Genomic DNA, 24,740 nt, shown 5'->3' on the forward strand with positions numbered 1-24,740 from the left:
GAGACTTACCTCCAGCTGCGGACATCCACGAAATGGCCGGCGATGGCCGCCGCCGCCGCCATGGCCGGCGACACGAGATGGGTGCGGCCCTTGAAGCCCTGACGGCCCTCGAAATTGCGGTTCGAGGTCGAGGCGCAGCGCTCGCCGGGCGCGAGGCGGTCCGGGTTCATGGCGAGGCACATGGAGCAGCCCGGCTCGCGCCATTCGAAGCCGGCGGCGGTGAACACCTTGTCCAGCCCCTCCGCCTCCGCCTGCGCCTTCACGAGGCCGGAGCCCGGCACGACGATGGCGTTGACCTTGGCGTTGATCTGCTTGCCGGCGATGACCGCCGCGGCGGCGCGCAAATCCTCGATGCGGCCGTTGGTGCAGGAGCCGATGAAGACGCGATCGATGGCGATGTCGCTGGCCTTCTCGCCGCCCTTGAGGCCCATATAGTCGAGCGCGCGAGCGATGGCCTGACGCTTGGCCGGATTGTCGACGCTGTCCGGCGTCGGCACCAGGCCGGTGATCGGCATCACATCCTCGGGCGAGGTGCCCCAGGTGAGGGTCGGCGGCAGGGCGGCGGCGTCGAGCACGATCACGCGGTCGTAATGCGCGCCCTCGTCGGAGCGCAGCGTCTCCCAATAGCGGACGGCGGCGTCGAAGACCTCGCCCTGCGGGGCCTTGGGCCGGCCGCGGAGATATTCATAGGTCTTCTCGTCCGGCGCGACGAGGCCGGCTCGGGCGCCGCCTTCGATCGACATGTTGCAGACGGTCATGCGGCCCTCGATCGAGAGGTCGCGGATCGCCTCGCCCGCATATTCGATCACATGGCCGGTGCCGCCGGCGGTGCCGATCTCGCCAATGATGGCGAGAATTATGTCCTTGGCGGTCGCGCCCTCGGCCAGCTTGCCGTCGACGCGCACCAGCATGTTGGCGGCCTTTTTCTGGATCAGCGTCTGCGTCGCCAGAACATGCTCCACCTCGGAGGTGCCGATGCCATGGGCGAGCGCGCCGAAGGCGCCATGGGTGGAGGTGTGGCTGTCGCCGCAGACGATCGTCGTGCCGGGCAGGGTGAAGCCCTGCTCCGGGCCGACGATATGCACGACGCCCTGACGCGAATCATGCTCATTGTAATACTCGACGCCGAATTCCGCGGCGTTGATGGCGAGCTGCTCGACCTGCGCCTTGCTCTCGGGATCGGTGATCGGCAGCGAGCGGTCGGTCGTCGGCACATTATGGTCGACGACGGCCAACGTCTTGCCCGGCGCGCGGACCTTGCGGCCAGAGGTGCGCAGCCCCTCGAAGGCCTGCGGGCTCGTCACCTCATGGATCAGATGGCGATCGATGTAGATGAGGGACGCGCCGTCCTCCTGCTCGTGAACCACATGATCGTCCCAGATCTTGTCGTAGAGCGTGCGCGGGCGTCCTGCCATTTGTCTCGTTCCTGCTCCGAGCCGTAAAAAGAACCGTAATTCGGCCTCGACCGAACCGGGTAGGCTGTTCTACTCGCAACATGGGCGGCTTGGAAGCATGTAATCTCGGCGACGCCCCAGCGGGAGGTCTCTTCGACGTGACGCGAATATCGACGGCGCCGCCACAGGAGCTGACGGCGGCGCTGGAACGCCTATTGGACGAGCGCTCGCGCCGAGCGCTGGCGGAGCGGGCGGCGCGCATTTCCGCGCTCTATCGCTCCGGCGGGACGACGGCGCAGGCGATCCTCTGCGAGGACGACGCTCTCGCCTACGCCCTCTACCGGCTTCCGGCGACCTATGCCGCGACCATCCATATTCTCGGCCGGCTGGCCGAAAAGGCGCCGGATTTTTCGCCGCGGCGCATGCTGGACCTCGGCGCCGGCCTCGGGACCGCGAGCCTCGCCGCCCGCGCGCTCTGGCCGCAAGTCGACGAGAATACGCTGCTCGACCGCAGCGAGCCCTTTCTCGCGCTCGCCAGCCGGCTCGCCGGCGCGGCGTTGGAGAAGGCGCGAATCGTCGCCGGCGATCTTTCCGCGCCGCCCGAGCTCGGCGCGCCTTTCGATCTCGTCGTCGCCAGCTATGCGCTGACCGAGATCGCGGAAAGCAGCCTCGACCGCGCCGTGGACGCCGCCTGGGCAAATTGCTCCGGCGCGCTGGTCATCGTCGAGCCCGGCACGCCGCGCGATCATGCGCGGCTGATGCGCATGCGGGCGCGGCTCGTCGCCGCGGGCGCGCGCGTCTCGCTGCCCTGCCCGCATTCGGCCCCCTGCCCGCTGCAGCCGCCGGACTGGTGCCATTTCTCGGTGCGGCTCGCCCGCTCGCGCGACCATAAGCTGCTCAAAGGCGCCGACGCGCCCTTCGAGGACGAGAAATTCGCCTATCTCGTGGCGACGAGAGAGGAAGCGGCGATCGCGCCGGCCCCGGCTCGCCTGCTGGCGCGGCCGGAGGTTCTAAAGCATGGATTAAGGATAAAGCTTTGCTCTGTGGCGGGAATCGAAGAAGTTACGGTGGCGAAGCGCGATAAAGCGGCTTACGCGCCTATAAAAAAGAAAGATTGGGGCGACGAGATCGTCCCTGGGGAAACACCGGCGAGGGAATGACATGCAGCGCCCGAGGGTCGCGCCCTATCTCACCGTCTCGCCGGCCGCCGGCGCGATCGCTTTCTACACCGCCGCTTTCGGCGCGCAGCAAAGGGCGCTGATGCCTTCCGTGGATGGAATGCGCATCGCCCATTGCGAGCTCGCCATCAATGGCGGCTCCGTCATGCTGGCCGACGTCTTTCCAGAATTGGGCCACGCCCGCATGCCGCTGCCGGGCGAGCAGGTCACCGCCTCGGTGAGCCTGGAATATGACAAGGCGCATGAGGTGGACGAGATCGTCACCCGCGCGACCCAGCTCGGCGCCAAGGTCGAGACGCAGCCGACCAACACCTTCTGGGGCACGCGCTACGCGGCGCTGCGCGATCCCTTCGGCCACAGATGGATATTGAATGCGCCGCTCGATTCCTCGGGCGGCTGAGCTTCAGCAAGCGCTGGCGTCACGGCTCGACGAAGAAAGACCGCCGCATCGACGTCCAGGTTTCGAGCGCCAGCTCGATCTCCGACGGCGATTCGCAGCAGAATTGCGCGAGCGGCGAGGCGTCGCCGACCAGAATGGACGGAACCACCGCCGCCCGCGCCGGCAGCACGGCGCCGGCCACGCTGGCGGCGATGACGAAAGCCTGATCGAAAGGCCGCGCGGCCTCTATCGCCCGCGCCAACGGCTCCGCGCCCTCGCCGGCGTCATGGAGCCCGGCGAATTTGCCGGCGAGGCCCAGCCCTTCCGCCACGGCGGCGAGGTCCTGCATCCCCGCGGCGAAGGCGATATGGGTCCAGCCCTTGGCGGCCAGCGCCTCCAGCGTCTCCGCCGCGCCCTCCACGAGCCGCCAATCCGGCGCGCGACGCGCGACGACGCCCTCGAAATCCCAGAACAGGACTTTGCTCATCGATTCTCTCACATAGAGACGACGAAAGCGATCCTGCGGCTGCCGCCGGATCGCTCCGCCAAACTCGCAATGTCGGGAAAGGCTCCGGGAGCCTTACTCGGCCGCGGGGGCCGGCTTGTCCTTGGCCTTGGCCTTATTGTCGATGCGCTCGGCGATGCGGGCGGACTTGCCGCGACGGTCGCGCAGATAATAGAGCTTGGCGCGGCGGACCTTGCCGCGACGGACCAGCTTGATCGAGTCGACCAGCGGCGAATGGAGAGGGAACACGCGCTCCACGCCCTCGCCATAGGAAATCTTGCGGACGGTGAAGGCCTCGTTGAGGCCGCCGCCCTGACGGGAGATCACCACGCCCTCATAGGCCTGGATGCGGGAGCGGTCGCCTTCCTTCACCTTCACATTGACGATGACGGTGTCGCCGGGGCGGAATTCCGGGATCGACTTGCCTTCGAGAAGGCGGGCCGATTGCTCGGCGTCGAGTTGCTCGATGATGGAGGGCATGAAAAACTCCTGCCGTTTCGCCTTGCGCCGGATGGCGTGGCGAGCGTTTCGGGACGCTGTTTTGATTTGGACGCGCCGCAATACACGAGGCGGCGCCGATTGTCGAGAGCGGGCGGCGAACCAAGCAAAGGGATCGGGTGAAGGCCCACAATCCTCCCCCTCATGCTGAGGAGCGCCCGAAGGGCGCGTCTCGAAGCACGAAGGGGGAGCTCCAGATGGCCGCGCATGAAGGTTTCCTCGTCCTTCGAGACGCCGCTTCGCGGCTCCTCAGGAAGAGGAAACCTTCACCCGAGCGCCCCGCCAAACCAAGGAACCTTCAGGACCCTCGAGGGGGAGGTGGAAACGCCTCTTCTCGCTCGGCCGGTTGGCACCGTCTTCGCAAGGCGCGGCCAGAGCGGCGCCGAGGGCGCCTATAGAAGCGCGAGACCGAACAATGGCGCAAGATTTTCGCAGGATCGACGTCGCCGCCGCGCGCGACGTGATGAGCCGCGGCGAGACGCTCGTCCTCGACGTGCGCGATCCGCAATCCTTCGCGCGCGGCCATATAGAGGGCGCGGAGAACGCCTCCCAGGACGATATGACCTATTATCTCTTCGAGACGCCGAAGGACAGGCCGGTCATCGTCTGCTGCTATCACGGCAATTCCAGCCAGTCCTACGCCCGCATCTTCGCCGATATGGGCTTTGCCGAGGTCTACAGCCTCGACGGCGGCTATGAGGCCTGGGCGGCGGCCGAGCGGGGCTGAGGCGGGATAGTTGCGCTCGGGTTCTTGCGCTCGGGCGCCCGCATTGTCATAAGGGCCGCCGGCCTCAACCACTCGGCGCTCCTCATGACCAGCTTTCCGCAGCGCGTCTTCTCCGGCGTGCAGTCCACCGGCAATCTGCATCTCGGCAATTATCTCGGCGCGATCGTCAAATTCGTCGAGCTGCAGCAGAGCTTCGACTGCCTCTATTGCGTCGTGGACCTGCACGCCATCACCGTGCCGCAGGACCCGGTCGCGCTGCGCAACAACACGCGCGAGATCGCCGCGGCCTTCATCGCCTGCGGCATTGACCCCAAGAAGAACATCGTCTTCAATCAGAGCCAGGTGGCCGAGCACGCCGAGCTGGCGTGGGTCTTGAATTGCGTCGCCCGCATCGGCTGGCTCAATCGCATGACGCAGTTCAAGGACAAGGCCGGCAAGGATCGCGAGAACGCCTCCATGGGCCTCTTGGACTATCCGGTGCTGATGGCCGCCGACATTCTGCTCTATCGCGCCACCCATGTGCCGGTCGGCGAGGATCAGAAGCAGCATTTGGAGCTCGCCCGCGACATTGCGCAGAAGTTCAACAATGACTTCGCCGAATCGATCGCGCGCAACGGCTTCAACGACGCTTTCTTTCCGCTGCCGGAGCCGCTGATCTCCGGCCCGGCGACGCGGGTGATGAGCCTGCGCGACGGCACGAAGAAAATGTCGAAATCGGACGCGTCCGATTATTCGCGCATAAATCTCTCCGACGACGCCGACCAGATCGCGCAAAAAGTGCGCAAGGCCAAGACCGACCCCGATGCTCTTCCTTCCGAAGAAAAGGGCCTCGAGGGACGCCCCGAGGCGGATAATCTCGTCGGCATTTTCGCGGCGCTGTCGCAGCGCACGAAAGCCGATGTGCTCGGCGAATTCGGCGGCTCCAATTTCTCGACCTTCAAGGTCGCTCTCGTCGACCTCGCCGTGGCGAAGCTCTCGCCGATCACCGCCGAAATGCGCAGACTGACAGCGGACGCAGCCTATATCGACGATGTGCTGCGCGACGGCTCCGCGCGGGCGCGCGAGCTGGCGCGCACGAATATGGATGCGGTGAAGGATATCGTCGGCTTTTTGCGCTGAGGCGCTGTCATCGCGAGGAGCGCAGCGACGAAGCGATCCAGAGCCGCGCGGCGGCCCCTGGATCGCTTCGCTACGCTCGCGATGACGGAAATGGCTTCGGCCCGCCGCTCGCCCAATCGAGCAATTGCACGGTATGGGTGATCGGGATTTCCGTCCCCTGCCCGATCTGAATCATGCAGCCGAGATTGCCCGCAGCGATCGCCTGCGGCGCGACCGACTCGATATTGGCGACCTTGCGCTCGCGTAGCGCGCTCGCCAGCTCGCCCTGCAACAGATTGTAAGTTCCCGCCGAGCCGCAGCAGATATGGCTCTCGGGAACGGGAACGACGTCGAAGCCGGCGCGGCGCAGCAGCTCCATCGGCAGATCGGCGATCTTCTGCCCATGCTGCAATGAGCAGGCGGAATGATAGGCGACGCGCAGACGTCCGACATCGACCATTGGCGCGAAATCGAGCGCGGCGATCACCTCTGTCACGTCGCGCGTCATTGCGGCGATGCGCGCGGCCTTTTCCGCGAGCGCGGGATCGTCGCGGAACATATGGCCATAATCTTTGACTGTGGTCCCGCAACCGGATGTGTCGATGACGATATGATCGAGCCCGTCGCGCTCGATCTCGCGCGTCCAGGCCTCGATATTGCGGCGCGCGAGCGCATGTGAGTCCGCGCTCCTGCCGAGATGATGCGGCAGCGCGCCGCAACAGCCGGCGCCCTCCGCCACCACGATTTCCGCGCCGAGCCGCGTCAGCAGACGCGCGGTCGCTTCATGAATTTTCGTATCGAGCACGGTCTGCGCGCAGCCGCTCAGCAGAGCGACGCGCATTTTGCGCGCGCCCTGCGCGGCGATGATTTGCGGGCGATCGATCGGCGAAGGCGCAGGTAAATGCGCCGGCGCCATTGCGATCATGTCTCGCAGACGCCGCGGCAGCAGGCCGGCGAAAGGACGCGCCAACGCCGCGGCGCGCATGGACTGGCGAAACAACGCCGGCCGCGTCAGCACAAAGGCCAGCGTCGCGCGCAGCAGGCGATCGAGCAGCGGACGCCGATAGGTCTTCTCAATATGCGCGCGGGCATGATCGACGAGATGCATGTAATGCACGCTCGACGGACATGTGGTCATGCAGGAGAGGCAGGAGAGGCAGCGGTCCACATGGCGCACGGTGCGCTCGTCTGCGGCGCGGCCGTTCTCCAGCATCTCCTTCATGAGATAGATGCGTCCGCGCGGAGAATCGAGCTCGTCGCCAGTGAGCAGATAGGTCGGGCATGTCGCCGTGCAGAAGCCGCAATGCACGCAGGCGCGCAGGATTTTCTCCGACTGCGCCATGTCAGAATCGGCCAGAAGCTCGGGTGAGAATTGCGTCAGCATCGTCTCGTTCAGAACTCCGCGCGCAAGCGGCCGCGCTCCAGAATGAAGCGCGGATCGAACGCCTCCTTCACGCGCCGCGTCAGCGCGGCGAGAGCGGCGGGCTGCGGATGAAACACATCGACGCGCGCGCGAATATCGGCGTCGGCGCGGATCAGCGTCGCATGGCCGCCGAGCGCATCGACGATGGCGCGAATGGCCGTCGCATGGGCGTCGGCCGCCGTGTCGAGGCGCAGCCAGACGAGGCCGCCGGCCCAATCATAGACATGCGCGACGATCGGCGCGCCGGCGCCGCGCAGCCGCTCGACGAAGGCAAAACCGTCCGTCGGCGCGAGCGAGACGCGCCATATGACGCCCTCCCCCGCGATCGGCTCGGCGTCGCGAAGGCGCGACCAGAATGCGCGGCTTTCGTCTGCTGCGAGAACGCTCGTCGCGCCGCCGAAATCGGCGAGAAAGCGCGTGAGATCGTCGCGGCGCGTCGTGACCGAAATGCGAGGCCCTTCGAGCCGCAGCGCAGCGGCGTCGGCCTGCGGATCATAGGCGAGGCTCGACACTTCATAAGGCGAGCCGGACGCCTTGCGCAGCCCTGCGAGGCCCTTTTCGGCGCCGAGGCCGGAGAGCAGCAAGGTCTCCTCCGTCTCCGCCTTTGGCAGCACCTTCAGCGTCAGCTCGGTGAGCGCGGCGAGCGTGCCATAGGAGCTGGCGACGAGCTTGGAGAGATCATAGCCGGTGACATTCTTCATCACGCGGCCGCCGGATTTCACGATCTCGCCGCGGCCGGTGACGCTGCGAAAGCCGAGCAGATGATCGCGCGCAGCGCCCGCCTTTATGCGTCGCGGGCCGGAGGCGTTGGTCGCGATGACGCCGCCTATGGTGGCGTCGTCGCGCGCGCCGCCGAGCAGCGCCGCATGATCCAACGGCTCGAAGGCCAATTGCTGATTTTGCGCGTCGAGCAGAGCGACGATCTCACGCAAAGGCGTGCCGGCGCGAGCGGTGAGCACCAGCTCCTGCGGCTCATAGAGCGTGACGCCGGTGAGCGCGGCGAGCGAGAGCACGCGCTCGCGCTGCGTCGCGCGGCCGAGCCCGGCTTTGGAGCCATGGCCTTCGATCGACAAAGGCGCATCTCGAGCGAGCGCGGCGCGGATGGCCTCGACAACGTCTGCTTCGTCTCTGGGAGTCAGCGGCATAGGACGCTGCTCCCGAGTCGCGGCGCGCGAGTCCTTCTCCCACTCGTGGGAGAAGGTGGCCCCGCAAAGCGGGGTCGGATGAGGGTCCTCGACCGTTTGCGAAAAAACATCGTCTTCTCGTTCGAGCGCGCGAATTTTGCGCGGACCCTCATCCGACCCGGCTGCGCCGGGCCCCCTTCTCCCACGAGTGGGAGAAGGGGCGCACGCGAAGATTGTTGGAAGGCGGCCGGCGTCATCAAAACCTCGGCAGCTCTGGGAATGGCAGCTTGCCGCTCTGCACATGCATCATGCCGAGCTCGGCGCAGCGATGCAGAGTCGGAAACACTTTTCCCGGATTGAGCCTGTGCTGCGGATCGAAGGCGCATTTGACGCGCTGCTGCTGCGCGAGATCGGTCTCGTCGAACATTTCGCCCATCAGATCGCGCTTCTCGACGCCGACGCCATGCTCGCCGGTCAGCACGCCGCCGACCTCGACGCAAAGGCGGAGAATATCGGCGCCGAGCTTTTCGGCGCGTTCGATATCGCCCTCCTTGGACGCGTCATAGAGAATGAGCGGATGCAGATTGCCGTCGCCGGCATGGAACACATTGGCGACGCGAAGCCCGTGAAACTTCGCCAGCCCATCCATGCGCGTGAGCACTTCCGGCAGACGGCCGCGCGGGATCGTGCCGTCCATGCAAAGATAATCCGGGCCGATGCAGCTCACCGCCGGGAAGGCGTTTTTGCGCCCGGCCCAAAAGCGCAGCCGCTCCGCCTCGTTCTGCGAGATTCGCGTCTGCGTCGCGCCTTCGTCTCGGGCGATGCTCTCGACGATGGCGACGAGATGATCGACCTCCGCCGGCGTGCCGTCCAGCTCCACAATGACGATGGCGCCGGCGTCCAGCGGATAGCCGCAAGGCTGGAAGCTCTCGACCGCGCCGATGGTAGCGGCGTCCATCATCTCGAGCCCGCCCGGAATAATGCCGCGCGCGATAATGGCGCCGACGCAACGCGCGCCGGCCTCCACAGTCGGAAAAGCGAGCAGCAGGCCGCGCGCGGAAACCGGCTTTTGCAGCAGCCGCACCGTCACTTCCGTCACCACGCCGAGCAGCCCTTCCGAGCCCGTCATCAGCCCCATGAGATCATAGAGCTCGCTGTCCAGATGCTTGCCGCCGAGGCGCAGCACCTCGCCGCCCATCATCACCATCTCGAGGCCGAGAATATTATTGGTGGTCAGCCCATATTTCAGGCAATGCACGCCGCCGGCGTTCTCGCCGACATTGCCGCCTATGGTGCAGGCGATCTGCGAGGAGGGATCGGGCGCATAATAGAAGCCCGCATATTCGACGGCTTTCGAAATGGCGAGATTTTGCACGCCGGGCTGCACGCGTGCGCAGCGATTCTCGAAATCGACCTCCAATATGCGGTTGAACTTGGACATTCCGAGCAGAATGCCGTCCTCGAGCGGCAGCGCGCCGCCGGAGAGCGAGGTGCCGGCGCCGCGCGGCACCACTTTCACATTCATCTCCTGCGCCAGCGCCATGATCGCGCTCACCTGCGCCACCGTCTCCGGCAGCGCCACGACCAGCGGCAGCGCACGATACATGACCAGCGCGTCGCATTCATAGGCGCGGCGCGCGGTCTCGTCGGCGATGACATTGGCGGCGGGCAGAATGGCGCGCAGGCGCGCCAGCAGCTCCTCGCGGCGCGCCAATATCGCCTGCTCGGGCAGCGGCATGAGAAGGGACATGCGGTCTCGCTGAAAATGCCGAAACTGTGGCTCGGCGCTGCGGCCGGCTTGCGCGCGCCGGCCGTTTCGTGCTCGTTACCTCCCTATTCGAGCAGGCGCCGGCGCGCAAGCCCGCCGCTCGCCGCGGCCGCGAAGGCAAGGGATCCTATAGAGATGAAGACCAGATTTGCGCTCACTCTCGCCGACGCCAGACGCGTCGCCGCCGCGGCGGAGGCCGAAGCGGTGAAGAACGGCTGGAGCGTCGTCGTCGCCATCGTCGACGAGGGCGGCCATCTCGTGCTTTTGCAGCGCATCGACGGAACGCAGCCCGCCTCCGCCGAGATCGCGACGCAAAAGGCGCGCACCGCGGCTTTGTTCAAGCGTCCGAGCAAGGCGCTCGAGGATATCGTCGCCGGCGGCCGCGTCGCCATGCTCAGCCTGCCCGGGATCACGGCGGTGGAAGGCGGCCTGCCGCTCGTCTTTCGCGGCGATATCGTGGGCGCGATCGGCGTCTCCGGCGTGCAGTCCTTCCAGGACGGCATCGTCGCCAAAGCGGGGGCGGAGAGCCTGGATGATGGGCAATCATGACGAAAAACGGGGCGATTCGGCGCCTCGACCTCGTTGCGCCGCTTTCGCGCCTCAATCCATTATGGGGCCGGACAGCGCCATCAGCGCCGCGACGACGCTTTCGGGCGAAATATTTTCTCCGCTGGCGAAATCGATGAGCAGCGGCTCGTCGCCGCAAATATGCGCGAGCAGAGCGATCTGAAAGCCTTCCTCGCCCATCAGCGCGCGAATATCGCCGGGATCGACGCCGGTGAGCGCCAGAAAACGCCCCATGCGATCATCATCCGCAGCCAGAAAAACCAATGATCGCAAAGCGATAGACTGCGCTTCCGATTTCGAGGGCGCCGCCGCCCGCTTTTCGCCACCGAGACGGTGTCTAGTCTTTTCGATTTTCATTTCATCAATCTTCATCTGCTAACCCGAAGGCGAGATCGTCTTCGAACGCACCGGCTTTCGATTTCGAGACGAGACGGAACCTTCCGCCGCCGCCTCCGGGAACGAGACGCCAATGGGCGCGAGCCGCGCCGAAACGAGAGCAGAATCGCGAGAGCGGAGCCAATGCCCAAAACAGTCCTCATCGTAGAGGATAACGAGCTCAACATGAAGCTCTTCAACGATCTCCTCGAGGCCAATGGGCATTCGACGCTGCAGACCAAGAGCGGCGTCGAGGCGATCGCGCTGGCGCGCAGCCACTCGCCGGACCTCATATTGATGGACATTCAGCTGCCGGAGATCTCGGGTCTCGAGGTCACGCGCTGGATCAAGGACGACGAGCAGCTGCGGTCCATTCCCATCATCGCGATCACCGCCTTCGCGATGAAGGGGGACGAGGAGAAAATTCGCCAGGGCGGCTGCGAGGCCTATCTCTCGAAGCCGATTTCCGTGGCCCGCTTTCTGGAAACAGTGAACGCATTTTTGGCGGACAGGTGAGAGGCCGAGCGTCATGACCGCACGCATTCTGATCGTCGATGATCTTCTGCCCAATATCAAATTGCTCGAGGCGCGTCTGACGGCCGAATATTTCGACGTCCTCTCGACGACCAATGGGCCGGAGGCGATCGCGCTCTGCCGCGAGGAACGTTGCGACATCGTGCTGCTGGACGTGATGATGCCGGGCATGGACGGCTTCGAGGTGTGCAAGCGCCTGAAGGCCGATCCTCTCACCGCGCATATTCCGGTGGTGATGGTCACGGCGCTCGACCAGCCGGCCGATCGCCTGCGCGGCCTCGAGGCCGGCGCCGACGACTTCCTCACCAAGCCCGTCGACGAGATCGCGCTCATCGCGCGCGTTCGCTCGCTCGCCCGCCTCAAGGTGATGCTCGACGAATTGCGCGCCCGCGCGGACACGTCCGCCAGCCTCGGCCTCGGCGACAAGGGCGCGCGCGCAATGGCGGACGCCGGCAAGAACGGCCGCATTCTCGTGCTCGAGGATCGCGGCGGCTCGGCCGAGCGAATCACCATGGCGCTGCGCGATCAGCATGAGGTGACGATCGTTTCCGATCCGCAGGACGCGCTGTTCCGCGCCGCGGAAGGGAATTTCGATCTCATCGCCGTCAGCCTCGATCTCAATGGCTTCGACGCGCTGCGCTTCTGCAGCCAGATTCGCTCGCTCGAGCGCACGCGCGCGCTGCCCATTCTCGTCATGGCCGATATGGACGATCGCAGCCGCATATTGCGCGGGCTCGATCTCGGCGTGAACGACTATATCGTTCGGCCGGTCGATCGCAACGAGCTGGTCGCCCGCGTGCGCAGCCAGCTGCGCCGCAAGCGCTACGCCGACAGCCTGCGCTCCGACCTTCAGGCCGCCATCGAGCTCGCCGCCGTCGATTCGCTGACCGGCCTCAACAACAGGCGCTATCTCGAGACGCATCTCTCCGCTCTGCTCGACCAGGCCGCTCATAAGGGCCGCGCACTGACGCTGATGATGCTCGACATCGATCATTTCAAATCGGTCAACGACACGCATGGCCATGACGCCGGCGACGAGGTGCTGAAGCATTTCGCGCAGCGCATGAAGCGCGTGGTGCGCAGCGCCGATCTCATCTGCCGCCTCGGCGGCGAGGAATTCGTCATCGTCATGCCGGACACGCCGCTGGTCGTCGCCGCCAAAGTGGCCGAGCGCGTGCGCGCCGCCATACAGTCCGAGCCCTTCTGCATCGACCGCAGCGGCCGCACCATTCCCGTCACCACCTCGATCGGCATCGCCGAGCGCGGCAAGGACGCCAACGCCGAGGCGCTGCTGCGGCGCGCCGACAAGGCGCTCTATGAGTCGAAGAGCGGCGGCCGCAATCGCGTCACCGCCGCCGCGGCCTGACTTCGCCCTCTTAAAAAAAAAGACCCGCCCGAGACCATCGTCATCGGGCGGGGTTGAAAGTTGGGAGCCCCACTCGGAGGAGAGCTTCCGAGTGAAGAGGAGAGGCGCGCGCCGTCTTATGGGCGCTGCGCCGATGGGATCGCCCTCGGCTCCGCGAGCTCACGCGATAAAGACGCGCGATCGCTCGGCGAGACACGGGCGGAAATTCGTCGATGGAAGGACGGGGAAGAGCCGATCGCTCTCAAAACCCGCTTTCAGGCGTCGCGATCGGCGGCGAGAGAGCGCTTCGATCGTCGGACGCGGCCTGCTCCCGGCTCGAGGACGGCAAAACGCGCCCCCGATGTCAAATGGGATCAGGCGAAGACGGCGGGTGGCGCGCGTGGCGAGAGGGGCCTCAGTTCCGGCGGCGCGGCGGCGGCCTCGGCCGTCCGAGCGTCGAACGCCGGCGGAGACGCCGCCGGGAAGTCGAAAGCGAGGACGATGACCACGGCGTCGGAGCCCTCGACCTCGGCCGCCGCGCTGCAATGGAGCATGCAGCAAGGGCCGACATGCTTCTCGACAGGCGTGGTGTCAGAGGAGGGAGAAGCCGATTGAGCGGTGACGCAGACGACGCCGAAAGCGCTCTGCTTCGCCATGGCCCCGGTGGCGAAGCCGACCGCCACGATCTGCAGCAGAAGAACAGCAGCCGTCAGCATGCCGACGACGGCTCTCTCCATTCTGAAGATCTTGTGGGTCTCGACTTGCACGGGCCGCCTTCTCCGAGCTGCGAGCCTTCACGCTAGGGGAGCGCCAGCGAAGGGTCAAGGCGCCCTCGGACTCTCTCCTGCGGCAAGTTGTCGCGCGCGAAGGCGAAGGCTCAGCGATAGCCTTCCTCGGCCAGCACCTGCCGCACAGTCGGCCGCGTCTTCATCAGCTCGTAATGGGCGCGGCAATTGACGGGCAGCTCCATGCCGATCTTGTCGGCCCAGAACTCCACATAGAACAGGCCGGCGTCGGCGATGGAGAAGGCGCCCGCCGCATAATTCTTGCCGTCGAGCTCGCCGCTCACTTTCAGCAGCGCCTCGGCGACGATCTCGCGCCCCTGCGCCTTCACCGCCTCTATGTCGCCGGCGACGGCGTAGCGCTCCGGCGTGAAGACACGGCGGAAGCCCTCGCCATGAATGTAGCGCGTGGCGAAATTGAGCACTTCCATCGCCCGCTCCTTGCCGGCGAGGTCCTCGGGCAGCAGCTTGCGGCGCGGATAGGTCTCGGCGAGCCATGTCGCGATCGAGACAAAATCGCAGAGCGCCGTGCCATCGTCGCGCACCAGCGTCGGAATCGTGCCATGCGGGTTGATGGCGAGATATTCGGGCTTCAAATGATCGCCCCGCGGCAGATTGAGGATATAGGCCTCGAACACGAGGCCGATCTCCTCGAGCAGAATGTGAATTCCGGTCGAGCAGGACCCCGGCGTCATATAGAATTTCATCGCGCGCCTCCGCTGTCGCGGGAAGCAAGTTGCGCGCCGGCCCCTCATCCGACCCTCGCTGACGCGAGGGCCACCTTCTCCCACGAGTGGGAGAAGGAGAACGCCTCTTCTTGAAAGACGACAGGAATTTAGACGCCGCGGCCCTTCTCCCGCGAGCGGGAGAAAGTGGCCCTCGCGTCAGCGAGGGTCGGATGAGGGCGCATTCCGCGCCCCCATCTCATCCCATTGCTCACGCCGCCTTTTCGGCCCCGAAGCTCCGCCGTCCGATCGGCCGCCCATCCAGCGTCAGCCCTTGACTGTCGGTCGAGACCCACACGGTCGAGCCATCCGCTATGTCGCCGCCGAGCAGCGCCTCGGCGAGCGGGTCCTGCAGTTCCTTCTGGATCACGCGCTTCAGCGGACGCGCGCCATAGGCGGGGTCGTAGCCCTTGGCGGCGAGCAGCGCGCGCGCCTTCTCGTCCAGCTTCAGCGTGATCTTGCGATCGTCCAGCAGCTTTTGCAGCCGCTTGATCTGAATATCGACGATCGCGCCCATATCCTCGCGCCGCAGGCGATGGAACAGAATGATCTCGTCGACGCGGTTCAGGAACTCCGGCCGGAAGTGCGACCGCACCACCTGCATCACCTCGTCATGCACGGCGGAGGAATCCTCGCCCTCCTGCTGCATCACCAGGAATTCGGCGCCGAGATTGGACGTCATGATGATGAGCGTGTTCTTGAAGTCCACCGTGCGGCCCTGGCCGTCGGTCAGGCGGCCGTCGTCCAGCACCTGCAGCAGCACGTTGAACACATCGGGATGCGCCTTCTCGATCTCGTCGAACAGCACGACCTGATAGGGCCGACGCCGCACGGCCTCGGTGAGCGCGCCGCCCTCCTCATAGCCGACATAGCCGGGAGGCGCGCCGATGAGACGCGCGACCGAATGCTTCTCCATATATTCCGACATGTCGAGCCGCACCAAAGCGGTCTCGTCGTCGAAGAGGAAATTCGCCAGCGCCTTGGTCAGCTCCGTCTTGCCCACGCCTGTCGGCCCCAGGAAGATGAAGGAGCCGATCGGGCGATTGGGATCCTGCAATCCGGCGCGCGCGCGGCGCACCGCCGTCGAGACGGCGGCGACCGCCTCCTTCTGCCCGACGACGCGACGCGCCAGCTCGTCCTCCATATGGAGAAGCTTCTCGCGCTCGCCCTCGAGCATTTTATCGACCGGAATGCCGGTCCAGCGCGAGACGACCTGCGCCACATGCTCGGGAGTGACCTCCTCCTCGAGCATTTTCTGCGCGCCCTCTTTCTCGCTCGAGGCGAGCTTGCGCTCGAGATCGGGGATGAGACCATAGGCCAGCTCGCCGGCGCGCTGAAACTCGCCGCGGCGCTGCGCCTGCGCCAGCTCATTGCGCGCGTTCTCCAGCTGCTCTTTCAGCTTTTGCGCATGGCCGAGCTTGTCCTTCTCGGATTTCCAGCGCTGCGTGAGCGCCGATGATTTCTCGGTCAGCTCGGCGAGCTCGGTCTCCAATTTGGCGAGCCGATCCTTCGAGGCCGGATCGGTCTCCTTGCGCAGAGCCTCCTGCTCTATGCGCAGCTGAATGATGCGCCTGTCGAGCTCGTCTAATTCCTCGGGCTTGGAGTCGATCTGCATGCGCAGCCGCGAGCCCGCCTCATCGACGAGATCGATCGCCTTGTCCGGCAAAAACCGATCCGAGATGTAGCGATTGGAGAGCGTCGCGGCCGCCACGATCGCGGCGTCGGTGACGCGCACGCCATGGTGCATCTCGTATTTCTCTTTCAGCCCGCGCAGAATGGAGATGGTGTCCTCCACTGTCGGCTCATCGACGAACACCGGCTGGAAGCGCCGCGCCAGCGCCGCGTCCTTCTCCACATGCTTGCGATATTCGTCGAGCGTGGTGGCGCCGACGCAATGCAATTCGCCGCGCGCCAATGCGGGCTTCAGCAGATTGGAGGCGTCCATCGCGCCATCCGCCTTGCCGGCGCCGACCAGCGTATGCATCTCGTCGATGAAGAGAATGATCCCGCCCTGCGCGGCGGTGATCTCATTGAGCACGGCTTTCAAGCGCTCCTCGAACTCGCCGCGATATTTCGCGCCGGCGATCAGCGCGCCCATGTCGAGCGCGAGCAGCTTCTTGTCCTGCAGCGATTCCGGCACGTCGCCATTGACGATGCGCAGCGCCAGCCCCTCGATGATCGCAGTCTTGCCGACGCCGGGCTCGCCGATCAGCACGGGATTGTTCTTGGTGCGGCGCGACAGAACCTGAATGGTGCGGCGAATTTCCTCGTCGCGGCCGATCACCGGATCGAGCTTGCCCTCCCGCGCGGCCTCGGTGAGATCGCGCGCATATTTCTTCAGCGAATCATAGGCGCTCTCGGCCGAAGACGAATCCGCCGTGCGGCCCTTGCGCAAATCTTCGATCGCGGAATTGAGCGTCTGCGGCGTCACGCCCGCCTCGCTCAAAATGCGTGCGGCCTCGGTCCCCTTCTCGAGCGCGAGAGCGAGCAGCAGACGCTCGACGGTGACGTAAGAATCGCTGGCCTTTTGCGCGAGCTTCTCGGCATTGTCGAAGAGCCGCGCGGTGGCCTGATTGAGCGAAGGCTGTCCGGCGCCGCCGCCGGAAACTTTCGGCAGCTTGGCGAGCGCGGCTTCGGTTTTCGTCAGCGCTTCGCGCGAGCGGCCGCCGGCGCGATCGATGAGGCCGGCGGACAGACCCTGCTCATCGTCGAGCAGAACTTTCAACACATGCTCGGGCGTGAGCTGCGGATTGCCCTCACGCGTCGCGAGCGACAGCGCGGCCTGCACGAAGCCCTGCGCGCGCGTCGTGTATTTGTCGAAATTCATGGAAACCCTCCGGTCTCGAGACGCCACGCAAAGCGGCGCGCCTCGTCCCTATATGGCGTGAAAACGGCCCCTTGCGGCGACCTTCACGGCCGATATGGGAAAGACCCTCGCGCTCGAAAAGAGGGTGCGACGACTGGAGCGCGAGGGAATTCTCGTTAGGTCAATCGGCGAGCGGCAGCTCGCCCGTCCGCGGCGACTCGTCGGCGACATTGCCATTCGCCTCCTCGCCCTGCGCGCGCGTGCGGCGGCGGCGGCGCTGGTTCAGATGAAAGCCGGCGGCGGCTTCCTCATGCTCGCGAACGACGGCGCGCTCGGAGCGCGCGAAAGCCTCGCCCTCCTCCGGCCCGGCGGCGCGAATCGGCGCGGCGGTGATGAAGGACGGCAGGGCGGCGGCGGGCGCCTCCTCCTGCGCGGCGGGCTGCACGCGCGGCGGGAAGCGACGCTCGCGATTGCGGTCGAAATTCTGGCGATGCGGACGCTCGCCGCCGCCCTCGGCGTTCGCCTCGCCGCCATTGCCATTGTTGCGGTCGCGACGATCGCGGAAGCCGCCGCGATCTTGTCCACCACGGTCTTGCCCGCCGCGATCCTGACGCGGCTGGCGCTCGTAGCGCGGCTGCTCGCCGCCGGCGCGATCGCCGATCGGGCGCTCCTCATAGGGTTGCGGCTGCGGCTGCGGCGCGAATTGCGGCTGCGGCGCCGGCTGCGCATAAGGCGCGGACGCATAGGGCTGCTGCGGCGGCGGCTGATAGCCGGCGGTCTGCGGCAGACGCTCGGACAGCGGCGCGAAGCGATCCGAAATGCCGCTGAAATCGTCATCGTCATCGACATCAGAGTCCGATGTCTCATAGGGCCGGCCGCCATAGCCGCCCTGCGCCTGCTGCTGCGCGGCCTGAGCCGCGGCGATCAGGCGGAAATAATGCTCGGCGTGCTGGAGCAGGCTCTCGGCCATGATGGTGTCGCCGGAGGATTGCGCGTCTCGGGCGAGCTGGAGATATTTCTCGGCGACATGCTGCGCCGTGCCGCGGATTTTGACGTCGGGACCGTTCGACTCGTAGGAACGCGTGAGGGGATTGGGTCCTTTTCGGCCGCCATTACGGCCGCGGATGCGTTTATTCTGTCCTGGTCTCATCGAATATCCCCGAGAAGGTCCTTACGCTTTGCCGGCTCGGCGTCGTGCTTCGGCGGAACGCGCCGAAAGGGACGAACGCTCGAAACTGCGTCAGAGGCGGAAGCCGGGCGCGGCCATTGCCGCAAGAGCCCGATCCAACGGAGCGGCTCCGCTCGACCTCGAGCGGCGCGTCTATCCGTTCTGTCGCTTGCGCGATCCCGGCATGGATCGCGCGGCCGGCGCGGCGTCCTGATGGAACGGCCTGCGCCGAATTCTCATTTTTCACCCGAGCGAATTCACTCGAGCGTCACGCTCGGCGCCGAATCCCACACCGCGCAGCCTCGAGAGGCGGCGAAAGGTTCGGCTCGCGGCGAGCGCAGCTGCGTGTCTCACGCCGTCTTCGCGGTCACAGCCCGATCACGAAACCGTCGCTCACGCTCGATTGCTCGATCACATTCCGTGTCGCGCCGAACATTCGACCATGCAGTCTTCTCGCATCGTCTTGTCTGGTTCGAGCGGCTGCGCCGGACTCCGGCCCCTGCGGCGCGGGATGCGCGCCATCGGCTAATTCGGGGACCCGGCCGTATTCCCCCTCATCCGCGCTCGGCGTCGCTCACGACGTTCAGCGTCTTTTCGCGAGCGACTATAGTCCACCGCAGCCGCCTCGCCAAGGGCGCGAATGTTCCGTCCCTCACATAAATAGGAGGTGTAGCCAATTTGTCACGACCAGCGGATGCGTCAGCTGCGACGACGCGCCGCGACGGCGCGCTCGCGCCCGCCGGCGTCCTTGCGAATTCCGGCCGGCTCGAGGCCCTTCTCCGCCATCAGCGCGGCGACGCTGCGCGCCTGGCCGTCGCCCGCCTCGAGCACGGCCGCGCCCCGCTCGGCCAGCAGGCGCGGCAGATCGTCGATGATCTCGCGATAGCAGGAAAGGCCATCGACGCCGCCGTCGAGCGCGAGGCGCGGATCATAAAGACGCACCTCCGGCTCGAGCGCATCCAATTCGCCGCTGGCGATATAAGGCGGGTTGGAGACGATGAGATCGAAGCGCGCGGCGAGCGCATCGGCCCAACGCCCGCGCAGCAATGAGGCGCGATTCGCAAAGCCGCAGCGCGAGAGATTGAGCGCGGCGGCGGCGCAAGCCTCCGCGGAAAGATCGACGCCGATCGCCCGCGCTGCAGGAAATTCCGAGAGCAAGGCGCAGAGAACGGCGCCCGAGCCGACGCCGAGCTCGAGAATCAGCAGAGAGTCGCGCCGCCGCTCGCGCATCAGCTCGAGCGAAAGCTCGATCAGCGTTTCCGTATCCGGGCGCGGATCGAGCACGCCCGGCGCGACGACGACATCCTGAGTCCAAAAGCCGCGCGCGCCGAGAATGCGCGACACCGGCTCGCGCGCCGCGCGGCGCCGTGCGGAATCGCGCAAGGCTGCGCGCCCCGCCTCGCTCAGCTGCGCCATCGGCTCGAGCAGCAGCTCCGCCGCGCCAAAGCCGCCGGCGGCGAATAGAAGCGCGCGCGCGTCGCGGCGCGCATCCTCTATCCCGTTGCGCTCGAGAAAGGCCGCGACCTCCTCGAGCGCCGCGGCGCGGCGCGCATCCTCGAGCGCGGGAGCGATCATGCGGCCGCGTCAGCTCTTGGCCAGCAGAGCGGCGACGCGCTTGGCGAAGGCGGCGGCGTCGAGCGGCGCCTCGCCATCGGCGATGCGCGCCGTGTCGAGCAGCAGCCACAAGCCGTCCTCCGCGCCGGCGCGATCGGCCTTGGCCTTTTGCGCGAGCGCCAGCACCGCCTCATGGCTGGGATTGATCTCGAGCACCGGCTTGCCGAAGACGCCCTTATTGCCGCTCTCCTGCAGCATGCGCGCGAGCTGCAGATCGAAGCCGTGATCGGCGGCGATGAGACAGGCGGGACTTTCGCGCAGCCGAGTGGAGACGCGCACATCGTCGATATGCTCGGCGAGCGTCTCCTTCAGCACGGCGGTGAGCAGCGCGACATCGGCGCTCGCCTCGGCGGGCGGCGTCTCGGAGCCTTCCGGCGCCGGCACGGCGTCTATGTCCGCGGCGCCCTGCGTCACCGATTTGAACGGCTTGCCGTCATAGCCGACGGCGCTCGTCACCCAGAAGGAATCGACCGGATCGTCCAGCAGCAGAACGTCTATGCCCTTGGCGCGATAGCCTTCCACCTGCGGGCTGGAGGCGAGACGCTTCTTGTCGTCGCCCGTGATGTAATAGATCGCGGTCTGATTGGGCCGCAGATTTTCCACATAATCCTTCAGGCTGCGCCCGCCGTCCTGATGCTGCGACGTCGCAAAGCGCGCAATGGCGAAAATCTCGTCGCGGCGCGCCGGGTCCTCATGCAGGCCCTCCTTGATGACGGCGCCGAAATTCTTCCACACGGATGCGAATTTCTCCGCGTCATTGGCGGCGAGATCGGCGAGCTCCTTCAGCACGCGCGTGCCGATCGCCTTGCGGATGGCGCCGAGAATCGGATTGTTCTGCACCATCTCGCGCGAGACGTTGAGCGGCAGATCGGCGCTGTCGACGACGATGCGCATGAAGCGCAGCCAGGGCGGCAGAAGATCGGCCTCGCGCGAGATCAGCACGCGGCGCACATAGAGCTTGGAGCGGCTCTTGCGCTGCGGATCGAAGAGATCATAAGGCCGCGAGCCGGGCGCGAAAGCGAGCACCGTATATTCGGTGCGCCCTTCCGCGCGCCAATGAATGGTGAGCGCCGGCTCGTCGAACTGGCCGGAGATCTGCTGATAGAAATCCTTATAGTCCTGCTCGCTGATTTCCGATTTCGGCCGCGTCCACAGCGCCACGCCGTCGGTGAGGCGACGCGGCTCCTTGCCCTTCTCCTCGACGAGATCGATCGGTATCGCTATGGCGCCGGAATGCTCGCGCAAAATCTGCTCGATGCGATAGGGCTCGAGAAACTCCTCCGATTCCGCATTGAGATGCAGCGTCACCTTGGTGCCGACGGTAGGCGCATCCTCCACGGCGAGCGGCGCGATCTGGAACGAGCCCTTGCCTTCCGACGTCCACAGAAAGGCTTCGGACGCGCCGGCGCGACGCGTCGCCACCTCTATGCGGTCGGCGACCATGAAGGCGGAATAAAAGCCGATGCCGAAACGCCCGATCAGCGAGCCGCCCTTGTCGGCGCCGCCCTTGGCCTCGAGATCGTCGAGAAAGGCGCGCGTGCCGGAGCTGGCGATGGTGCCGAGCGCGGCGACGAGATCCTCGCGCGACATGCCGACGCCATTGTCCGCGACGCTGAGCGTGCGCGCCTCCTTGTCGAGCGCGATGGTGACGAGCGGCGCGCCGGCCTGCGCCGCCAGCCCTTCGTTCGCCACTGTCTCGAAGCGCAGCTTCTCGATCGCGTCCGCCGAATTGGACACGAGCTCGCGCAAGAAAATATCGCGCTCCGAATAGACAGAATGCGTCATGAGCTCCAGGAGCCGCGCGACATCGGCCTGAAAGCCGTAATCGCTGCGCTCGGTCGTCTGGGTCTCGGCGTGGTCGTTCACGGGCGTCGTCTCCGCTTTTCTGTCGGCTCCCGCCGCGCGCGCCGCTTTCCGCAAATGAAAGCGTGGCCGACGGCGCGCTGGCTCTGGCCGGGATATAGAGATCGTCATTGATCGGCAATGGCGTCCGCCGAGCCGCCTCGAGCGGAACGCGCCTGTGATATCGGGGATCGTCCGCGAAGTTGCAAGACAGCTGAAATCCAGACGGCCGCAATCGGGCCTCGAAGGCCGCGCGACTTGCGAGAGCAGGAGAGAGAAGTCGAAAACGAGAGAGAAGCCGAAAACAAGACGGGCCGCCCGAGCGTCGCCCGGCCGGCCCGTCCATCGCCACGAACTCACAGTGCTCGAAAAGCGCCCTTCCGGGGGGCTGGGGGGCTGACGAAATCCGGAAAAACCGCTTCCCGAGCGTGTCGAGGCAATGGGCTAGATATTGGTCAGCTCCTTTGGCGGACAAGGGGCTCGATATTGGCGAAAATGTGAAATCTCGGCTTCGCGCGCATGGACGTCGTCGTCTCATTGTCATCTTTGTCTTGCTCTCGCGCATTCGCCGCGCGATCATGCCCGAGAAAATCGGGGAAAACGGCATGAGCGAGACGGAGACGACCGATCCCAGCCGGCGGCGCGGCCTGCTCTCCGTCGTGGCAGGCCGCGCGAGCAATGAAACCGAACGCGCCAGAGGCGCGCCCGAGCGCAGCGCTCCGCTCGTGTCCTTCGACCGACACGAGCTGCGACTGCTGCTCGATCTCTATGGCGCCAAGGTCGCCGCCGGCGAGTGGCGCGATTACGCCATCGATTTCTCGCCCGCCAAAGCGGTGTTCTCGATCTTTCGCCGCGCCAGCGAGGCGCCGCTCTATCGCATCGAGAAAAATCCCGAGCTGGCGCGCCGTCAAGGCGCCTATTGCGTCGTCGCCGCCGGCGGCCTCGTCATGCGCCGCGGACATGATCTCGCGCGCGTCGTCGCCGTGCTGCAAAAGAAGCTGGAATTGGTGCGCGACTGACAAAAAGAAAAGGCCCCGCCGGAGCGGGGCCTTCCTTTATCCCGGATCGGATCTGTGATCCGATCAGTCGTTGCGCTCGCCGAAGAGGTAGAGCAGCGACTGGAACATGTTGATGAAGTCGAGATAGAGCGACAGAGCGCCGAAGATGCTCTGCTTCTGCACCATCTCCTGGCCATAGCCGGCGTTCTGATAATAGCCGTCCTTGATCGACTGCGTGTCCCAGGCGGTGAGGCCCGCGAAGATGAACACCGACAGGATCGACAGAGCGAACTGCATCGCGCTGCTCTGGAAGAACAGATTGACGAGGCTCGCCAGCACGAGGCCCCAAAGGCCCATCACCAGGAAGGAGCCGAAGGCCGAGAGATCGCGCTTCGTCGTATAGCCATAGAGGCTAAGGCCGCCGAAGGCCGCCGCGGTGATGAAGAACACCTTGGCGATCGACGCGCCCGTGAAGACGATCATGATCGACGACATCGACAGGCCCATCACCGCCGAGAAGGCGAGGAACAGGTTGCGAGCCGTCGCCGCGGAGATGCGGTCGGCGCGATAGCCGAGAAAGAAGACGAAGGCCAGCGGCGCCAGCATCACCGCCCATTTCAGCGGGCTCGTGTAGAGCATCTGGCCGAAGGGCGTGAGCGCGATCTGCCGGCCGCCTTCCTTGGCGACGGCGAGCATATGCGTGCCGAGCGCGACGACGCCGGTCACGCCGAGACCCAGGACCATGTAATTATAGACGCCGAGCATATAGGCGCGCAGGCCCTCGTCGATCTCGGCCGTGCCGGCTCTGGAGACGCCGCCCCGGTAGCCGAAGCTCGTGTTGCGGTCGAAATTGGACATAGCATCCTCTCGAAAAAGGCCGCGCGGCCCGGTGCATCCGGCCAATCGGCGCGGTCCTCGCCGTCGAATATGGCGTGAGGCCCGCGGAAAAACAAGAGTCCGCGGACGCAGAGCCGCAAAGTTCACGCCATGTCCAGCAAAACACAAGCAAAAGACGCAGTATAGGATGCGGAGCCGCGCCGCAATTCTATGCCGGGAGGCGGACAAAAGCCGAGCCCGCGCACGCTCTTGCCGCTCGCGAAGAATGCGCTAACATGCCGCATTGTCGCAGGCGGCGAGCGACCGGGTCGGCCGAACCGGCTCTCGCTTCGTCGTCGGAGCGAAAGCGCCCACGGAACGAGGCCCGCAACACATGCTCCATGGGGGAATCATCATGTCCGACAGCGGTCTTGCCCCGTTCTGGCGGTCGATCGATGGGTTTCTGCGTCCTGCGACTCGTTCCGCGCCGCCCGTTCTTCTCGTCCTGCTGATGACGCTTCTCGGCGCGGGGACGCCCGCCTCCGCCCATGGCCGGCTCGGCTCCGCCGAGGGGCGATGCCGGCTCTATGTCGGCCCGGACATAATGAACTTCACCGGCTATATGCCGGACGCCTCCAAGAACGAGTTCTGCGAGGACATTCCGGCGACCGGCCATATGATCATCGCGCTCGACGCCGAGCAGGACGAGCTGCGCGACATGGCGGTGGAGATCAGAATCGTCAAGGATATCGGCGGCGAGGAGAAGGAGAACGCCGATCTGGACGCTGCGACCGTCGCCTATCGCGGCCCGCGCACCTACCCGACCGGCACGATCAATTTCGAGCACGACTTCCCCGATGCGGGCTATTTCGTCGGCATAGTGACCGTGACCGGCGAGCATGGCGAGCGCTGGGTGTCGCGCTTTCCCTTTTCCGTGGGCAAGAGCTTCATGCGCACGCTGCCGCTCTATCTGCTGATGGGCGTCGGCGTCATCGCCATGTTCTTCATCTATCTACGGCACCGGCCGATCCATTCGCTGAAGACGGCGGAGGCCGAGCCGGCGGAATGATCCTC

23 protein-coding genes are annotated in these 24,740 nt (G+C 65.8%); 9 read left to right on the forward strand and 14 right to left on the reverse strand.

Annotated elements, in window-relative coordinates:
• Positions 1-5 precede the first annotated feature (5 nt).
• Positions 6-1,415, reverse strand: coding sequence for a 3-isopropylmalate dehydratase large subunit (gene leuC, locus METLW4_RS0111235; protein WP_018266310.1), 1,410 nt, complete (start codon positions 1,413-1,415; stop codon positions 6-8).
• Between the two features lie 137 nt (positions 1,416-1,552).
• Here leuC and METLW4_RS0111240 point away from each other — a divergent pair, with 137 nt between their 5' ends.
• Together METLW4_RS0111240 and METLW4_RS0111245 are read left to right on the forward strand one after the other, a co-directional pair.
• Positions 1,553-2,554, forward strand: coding sequence for a small ribosomal subunit Rsm22 family protein (locus tag METLW4_RS0111240; protein WP_157235060.1), 1,002 nt, complete (start codon positions 1,553-1,555; stop codon positions 2,552-2,554).
• 1 nt (position 2,555) lies between these two features.
• Positions 2,556-2,972: a VOC family protein gene (locus METLW4_RS0111245; protein ID WP_018266312.1), complete on the forward strand. Its 417-nt coding sequence runs from the start codon at positions 2,556-2,558 to the stop codon at positions 2,970-2,972.
• A 19-nt stretch (positions 2,973-2,991) separates the two neighbouring features.
• Here the strand turns inward: METLW4_RS0111245 and METLW4_RS0111250 are convergent, their stop codons facing one another.
• Together METLW4_RS0111250 and rplS are read right to left on the reverse strand one after the other, a co-directional pair.
• Positions 2,992-3,438 carry a hypothetical protein gene (locus tag METLW4_RS0111250; protein WP_018266313.1) on the reverse strand — a complete coding sequence of 149 codons (447 nt, stop codon included), beginning with the start codon at positions 3,436-3,438 and terminating at the stop codon, positions 2,992-2,994.
• Between the two features lie 93 nt (positions 3,439-3,531).
• On the reverse strand, positions 3,532-3,936 hold the full coding sequence (gene rplS, locus METLW4_RS0111255; protein ID WP_018266314.1) for a 50S ribosomal protein L19: 405 nt from the start codon (positions 3,934-3,936) through the stop codon (positions 3,532-3,534).
• A gap of 433 nt (positions 3,937-4,369) precedes the next feature.
• On the opposite strand from rplS, the gene glpE reads away from it, so the two are divergent.
• Complete coding sequence (glpE, locus tag METLW4_RS0111260; RefSeq protein WP_018266315.1) at positions 4,370-4,681, forward strand: thiosulfate sulfurtransferase GlpE; 312 nt, start codon at positions 4,370-4,372, stop codon at positions 4,679-4,681.
• Positions 4,682-4,765: 84 nt separating this feature from the next.
• Positions 4,766-5,800 carry a tryptophan--tRNA ligase gene (gene trpS, locus METLW4_RS0111265; RefSeq protein ID WP_018266316.1) on the forward strand — a complete coding sequence of 345 codons (1,035 nt, stop codon included), beginning with the start codon at positions 4,766-4,768 and terminating at the stop codon, positions 5,798-5,800.
• 70 nt (positions 5,801-5,870) lie between these two features.
• On the opposite strand, the gene glcF is transcribed toward trpS, so the two are convergent.
• From glcF to METLW4_RS0111280, 3 genes are all read right to left on the reverse strand, one after another.
• Complete coding sequence (gene glcF / locus METLW4_RS0111270) at positions 5,871-7,163, reverse strand: glycolate oxidase subunit GlcF (protein ID WP_018266317.1); 1,293 nt, start codon at positions 7,161-7,163, stop codon at positions 5,871-5,873.
• Between the two features lie 8 nt (positions 7,164-7,171).
• Positions 7,172-8,347, reverse strand: a complete 1,176-nt coding sequence (glcE, locus tag METLW4_RS0111275; protein WP_018266318.1) for a glycolate oxidase subunit GlcE — start codon at positions 8,345-8,347, stop codon at positions 7,172-7,174.
• A gap of 235 nt (positions 8,348-8,582) precedes the next feature.
• Positions 8,583-10,076: an FAD-linked oxidase C-terminal domain-containing protein gene (locus METLW4_RS0111280; RefSeq protein WP_018266319.1), complete on the reverse strand. Its 1,494-nt coding sequence runs from the start codon at positions 10,074-10,076 to the stop codon at positions 8,583-8,585.
• Between the two features lie 153 nt (positions 10,077-10,229).
• On the opposite strand from METLW4_RS0111280, the gene METLW4_RS0111285 reads away from it, so the two are divergent.
• Entirely contained in the window at positions 10,230-10,643 is a 414-nt protein-coding gene (locus tag METLW4_RS0111285; protein ID WP_018266320.1) for a GlcG/HbpS family heme-binding protein, read from the forward strand.
• A gap of 51 nt (positions 10,644-10,694) precedes the next feature.
• Here the strand turns inward: METLW4_RS0111285 and METLW4_RS28770 are convergent, their stop codons facing one another.
• A complete protein-coding gene (locus tag METLW4_RS28770; RefSeq protein ID WP_018266321.1) occupies positions 10,695-11,033 on the reverse strand; it encodes a DUF3572 domain-containing protein in 339 nt (112 codons plus the stop codon).
• 147 nt (positions 11,034-11,180) lie between these two features.
• Here METLW4_RS28770 and METLW4_RS0111295 point away from each other — a divergent pair, with 147 nt between their 5' ends.
• Positions 11,181-11,552: a response regulator gene (locus tag METLW4_RS0111295; protein WP_018266322.1), complete on the forward strand. Its 372-nt coding sequence runs from the start codon at positions 11,181-11,183 to the stop codon at positions 11,550-11,552.
• Between the two features lie 13 nt (positions 11,553-11,565).
• Positions 11,566-12,936, forward strand: a complete 1,371-nt coding sequence (locus METLW4_RS0111300; RefSeq protein WP_018266323.1) for a PleD family two-component system response regulator — start codon at positions 11,566-11,568, stop codon at positions 12,934-12,936.
• 353 nt (positions 12,937-13,289) lie between these two features.
• On the opposite strand, the gene METLW4_RS0111305 is transcribed toward METLW4_RS0111300, so the two are convergent.
• From METLW4_RS0111305 to htpG, 6 genes are all read right to left on the reverse strand, one after another.
• Positions 13,290-13,652: a hypothetical protein gene (locus tag METLW4_RS0111305; protein ID WP_018266324.1), complete on the reverse strand. Its 363-nt coding sequence runs from the start codon at positions 13,650-13,652 to the stop codon at positions 13,290-13,292.
• Positions 13,653-13,792: 140 nt separating this feature from the next.
• Positions 13,793-14,404 (reverse strand): glutathione S-transferase family protein, encoded by a 612-nt coding sequence (locus METLW4_RS0111310; RefSeq protein ID WP_018266325.1) that lies wholly within the window; start codon positions 14,402-14,404, stop codon positions 13,793-13,795.
• 229 nt (positions 14,405-14,633) lie between these two features.
• Positions 14,634-17,249 (reverse strand): ATP-dependent chaperone ClpB, encoded by a 2,616-nt coding sequence (gene clpB / locus METLW4_RS0111315; protein WP_018266326.1) that lies wholly within the window; start codon positions 17,247-17,249, stop codon positions 14,634-14,636.
• A gap of 160 nt (positions 17,250-17,409) precedes the next feature.
• Entirely contained in the window at positions 17,410-18,378 is a 969-nt protein-coding gene (locus METLW4_RS0111320; RefSeq protein ID WP_018266327.1) for a DUF4167 domain-containing protein, read from the reverse strand.
• Positions 18,379-19,095: 717 nt separating this feature from the next.
• Positions 19,096-19,971, reverse strand: a complete 876-nt coding sequence (gene prmC / locus METLW4_RS0111325) for a peptide chain release factor N(5)-glutamine methyltransferase (protein WP_018266328.1) — start codon at positions 19,969-19,971, stop codon at positions 19,096-19,098.
• Positions 19,972-19,980: 9 nt separating this feature from the next.
• Entirely contained in the window at positions 19,981-21,930 is a 1,950-nt protein-coding gene (htpG, locus tag METLW4_RS0111330) for a molecular chaperone HtpG (protein ID WP_018266329.1), read from the reverse strand.
• A gap of 527 nt (positions 21,931-22,457) precedes the next feature.
• Here htpG and METLW4_RS0111335 point away from each other — a divergent pair.
• Positions 22,458-22,871 carry a DUF2794 domain-containing protein gene (locus tag METLW4_RS0111335; protein WP_026191442.1) on the forward strand — a complete coding sequence of 138 codons (414 nt, stop codon included), beginning with the start codon at positions 22,458-22,460 and terminating at the stop codon, positions 22,869-22,871.
• 63 nt (positions 22,872-22,934) lie between these two features.
• On the opposite strand, the gene METLW4_RS0111340 is transcribed toward METLW4_RS0111335, so the two are convergent.
• On the reverse strand, positions 22,935-23,708 hold the full coding sequence (locus tag METLW4_RS0111340) for a Bax inhibitor-1/YccA family protein (RefSeq protein ID WP_018266331.1): 774 nt from the start codon (positions 23,706-23,708) through the stop codon (positions 22,935-22,937).
• Between the two features lie 373 nt (positions 23,709-24,081).
• On the opposite strand from METLW4_RS0111340, the gene METLW4_RS0111345 reads away from it, so the two are divergent.
• Positions 24,082-24,735, forward strand: a complete 654-nt coding sequence (locus METLW4_RS0111345) for a hypothetical protein (RefSeq protein WP_157235066.1) — start codon at positions 24,082-24,084, stop codon at positions 24,733-24,735.
• The last annotated feature ends 5 nt before the right edge of the window (positions 24,736-24,740 follow it).

The organism is Methylosinus sp. LW4 (assembly GCF_000379125.1).
Classification (GTDB): Bacteria; Pseudomonadota; Alphaproteobacteria; order Rhizobiales; family Beijerinckiaceae; genus Methylosinus.

Bases quoted from the DNA above. Each gene is read 5' to 3' on its own strand.
- leuC (WP_018266310.1), bottom strand. From the start codon at position 1,415: ATGGCAGGACGCCCGCGCACGCTCTACGACAAGATCTGGGACGATCAT.
- METLW4_RS0111245 (WP_018266312.1), top strand. From the start codon at position 2,556: ATGCAGCGCCCGAGGGTCGCGCCCTATCTCACCGTCTCGCCGGCCGCC.
- METLW4_RS0111250 (WP_018266313.1), bottom strand. From the start codon at position 3,438: ATGAGCAAAGTCCTGTTCTGGGATTTCGAGGGCGTCGTCGCGCGTCGC.
- rplS (WP_018266314.1), bottom strand. From the start codon at position 3,936: ATGCCCTCCATCATCGAGCAACTCGACGCCGAGCAATCGGCCCGCCTT.
- glpE (WP_018266315.1), top strand. From the start codon at position 4,370: ATGGCGCAAGATTTTCGCAGGATCGACGTCGCCGCCGCGCGCGACGTG.
- trpS (WP_018266316.1), top strand. From the start codon at position 4,766: ATGACCAGCTTTCCGCAGCGCGTCTTCTCCGGCGTGCAGTCCACCGGC.
- glcF (WP_018266317.1), bottom strand. From the start codon at position 7,163: ATGCTGACGCAATTCTCACCCGAGCTTCTGGCCGATTCTGACATGGCG.
- glcE (WP_018266318.1), bottom strand. From the start codon at position 8,347: ATGCCGCTGACTCCCAGAGACGAAGCAGACGTTGTCGAGGCCATCCGC.
- METLW4_RS0111280 (WP_018266319.1), bottom strand. From the start codon at position 10,076: ATGTCCCTTCTCATGCCGCTGCCCGAGCAGGCGATATTGGCGCGCCGC.
- METLW4_RS0111285 (WP_018266320.1), top strand. From the start codon at position 10,230: ATGAAGACCAGATTTGCGCTCACTCTCGCCGACGCCAGACGCGTCGCC.
- METLW4_RS28770 (WP_018266321.1), bottom strand. From the start codon at position 11,033: ATGAAGATTGATGAAATGAAAATCGAAAAGACTAGACACCGTCTCGGT.
- METLW4_RS0111295 (WP_018266322.1), top strand. From the start codon at position 11,181: ATGCCCAAAACAGTCCTCATCGTAGAGGATAACGAGCTCAACATGAAG.
- METLW4_RS0111300 (WP_018266323.1), top strand. From the start codon at position 11,566: ATGACCGCACGCATTCTGATCGTCGATGATCTTCTGCCCAATATCAAA.
- METLW4_RS0111305 (WP_018266324.1), bottom strand. From the start codon at position 13,652: ATGGAGAGAGCCGTCGTCGGCATGCTGACGGCTGCTGTTCTTCTGCTG.
- METLW4_RS0111310 (WP_018266325.1), bottom strand. From the start codon at position 14,404: ATGAAATTCTATATGACGCCGGGGTCCTGCTCGACCGGAATTCACATT.
- clpB (WP_018266326.1), bottom strand. From the start codon at position 17,249: ATGAATTTCGACAAATACACGACGCGCGCGCAGGGCTTCGTGCAGGCC.
- METLW4_RS0111320 (WP_018266327.1), bottom strand. From the start codon at position 18,378: ATGAGACCAGGACAGAATAAACGCATCCGCGGCCGTAATGGCGGCCGA.
- prmC (WP_018266328.1), bottom strand. From the start codon at position 19,971: ATGATCGCTCCCGCGCTCGAGGATGCGCGCCGCGCCGCGGCGCTCGAG.
- METLW4_RS0111335 (WP_026191442.1), top strand. From the start codon at position 22,458: ATGAGCGAGACGGAGACGACCGATCCCAGCCGGCGGCGCGGCCTGCTC.
- METLW4_RS0111340 (WP_018266331.1), bottom strand. From the start codon at position 23,708: ATGTCCAATTTCGACCGCAACACGAGCTTCGGCTACCGGGGCGGCGTC.
- METLW4_RS0111345 (WP_157235066.1), top strand. From the start codon at position 24,082: ATGTCCGACAGCGGTCTTGCCCCGTTCTGGCGGTCGATCGATGGGTTT.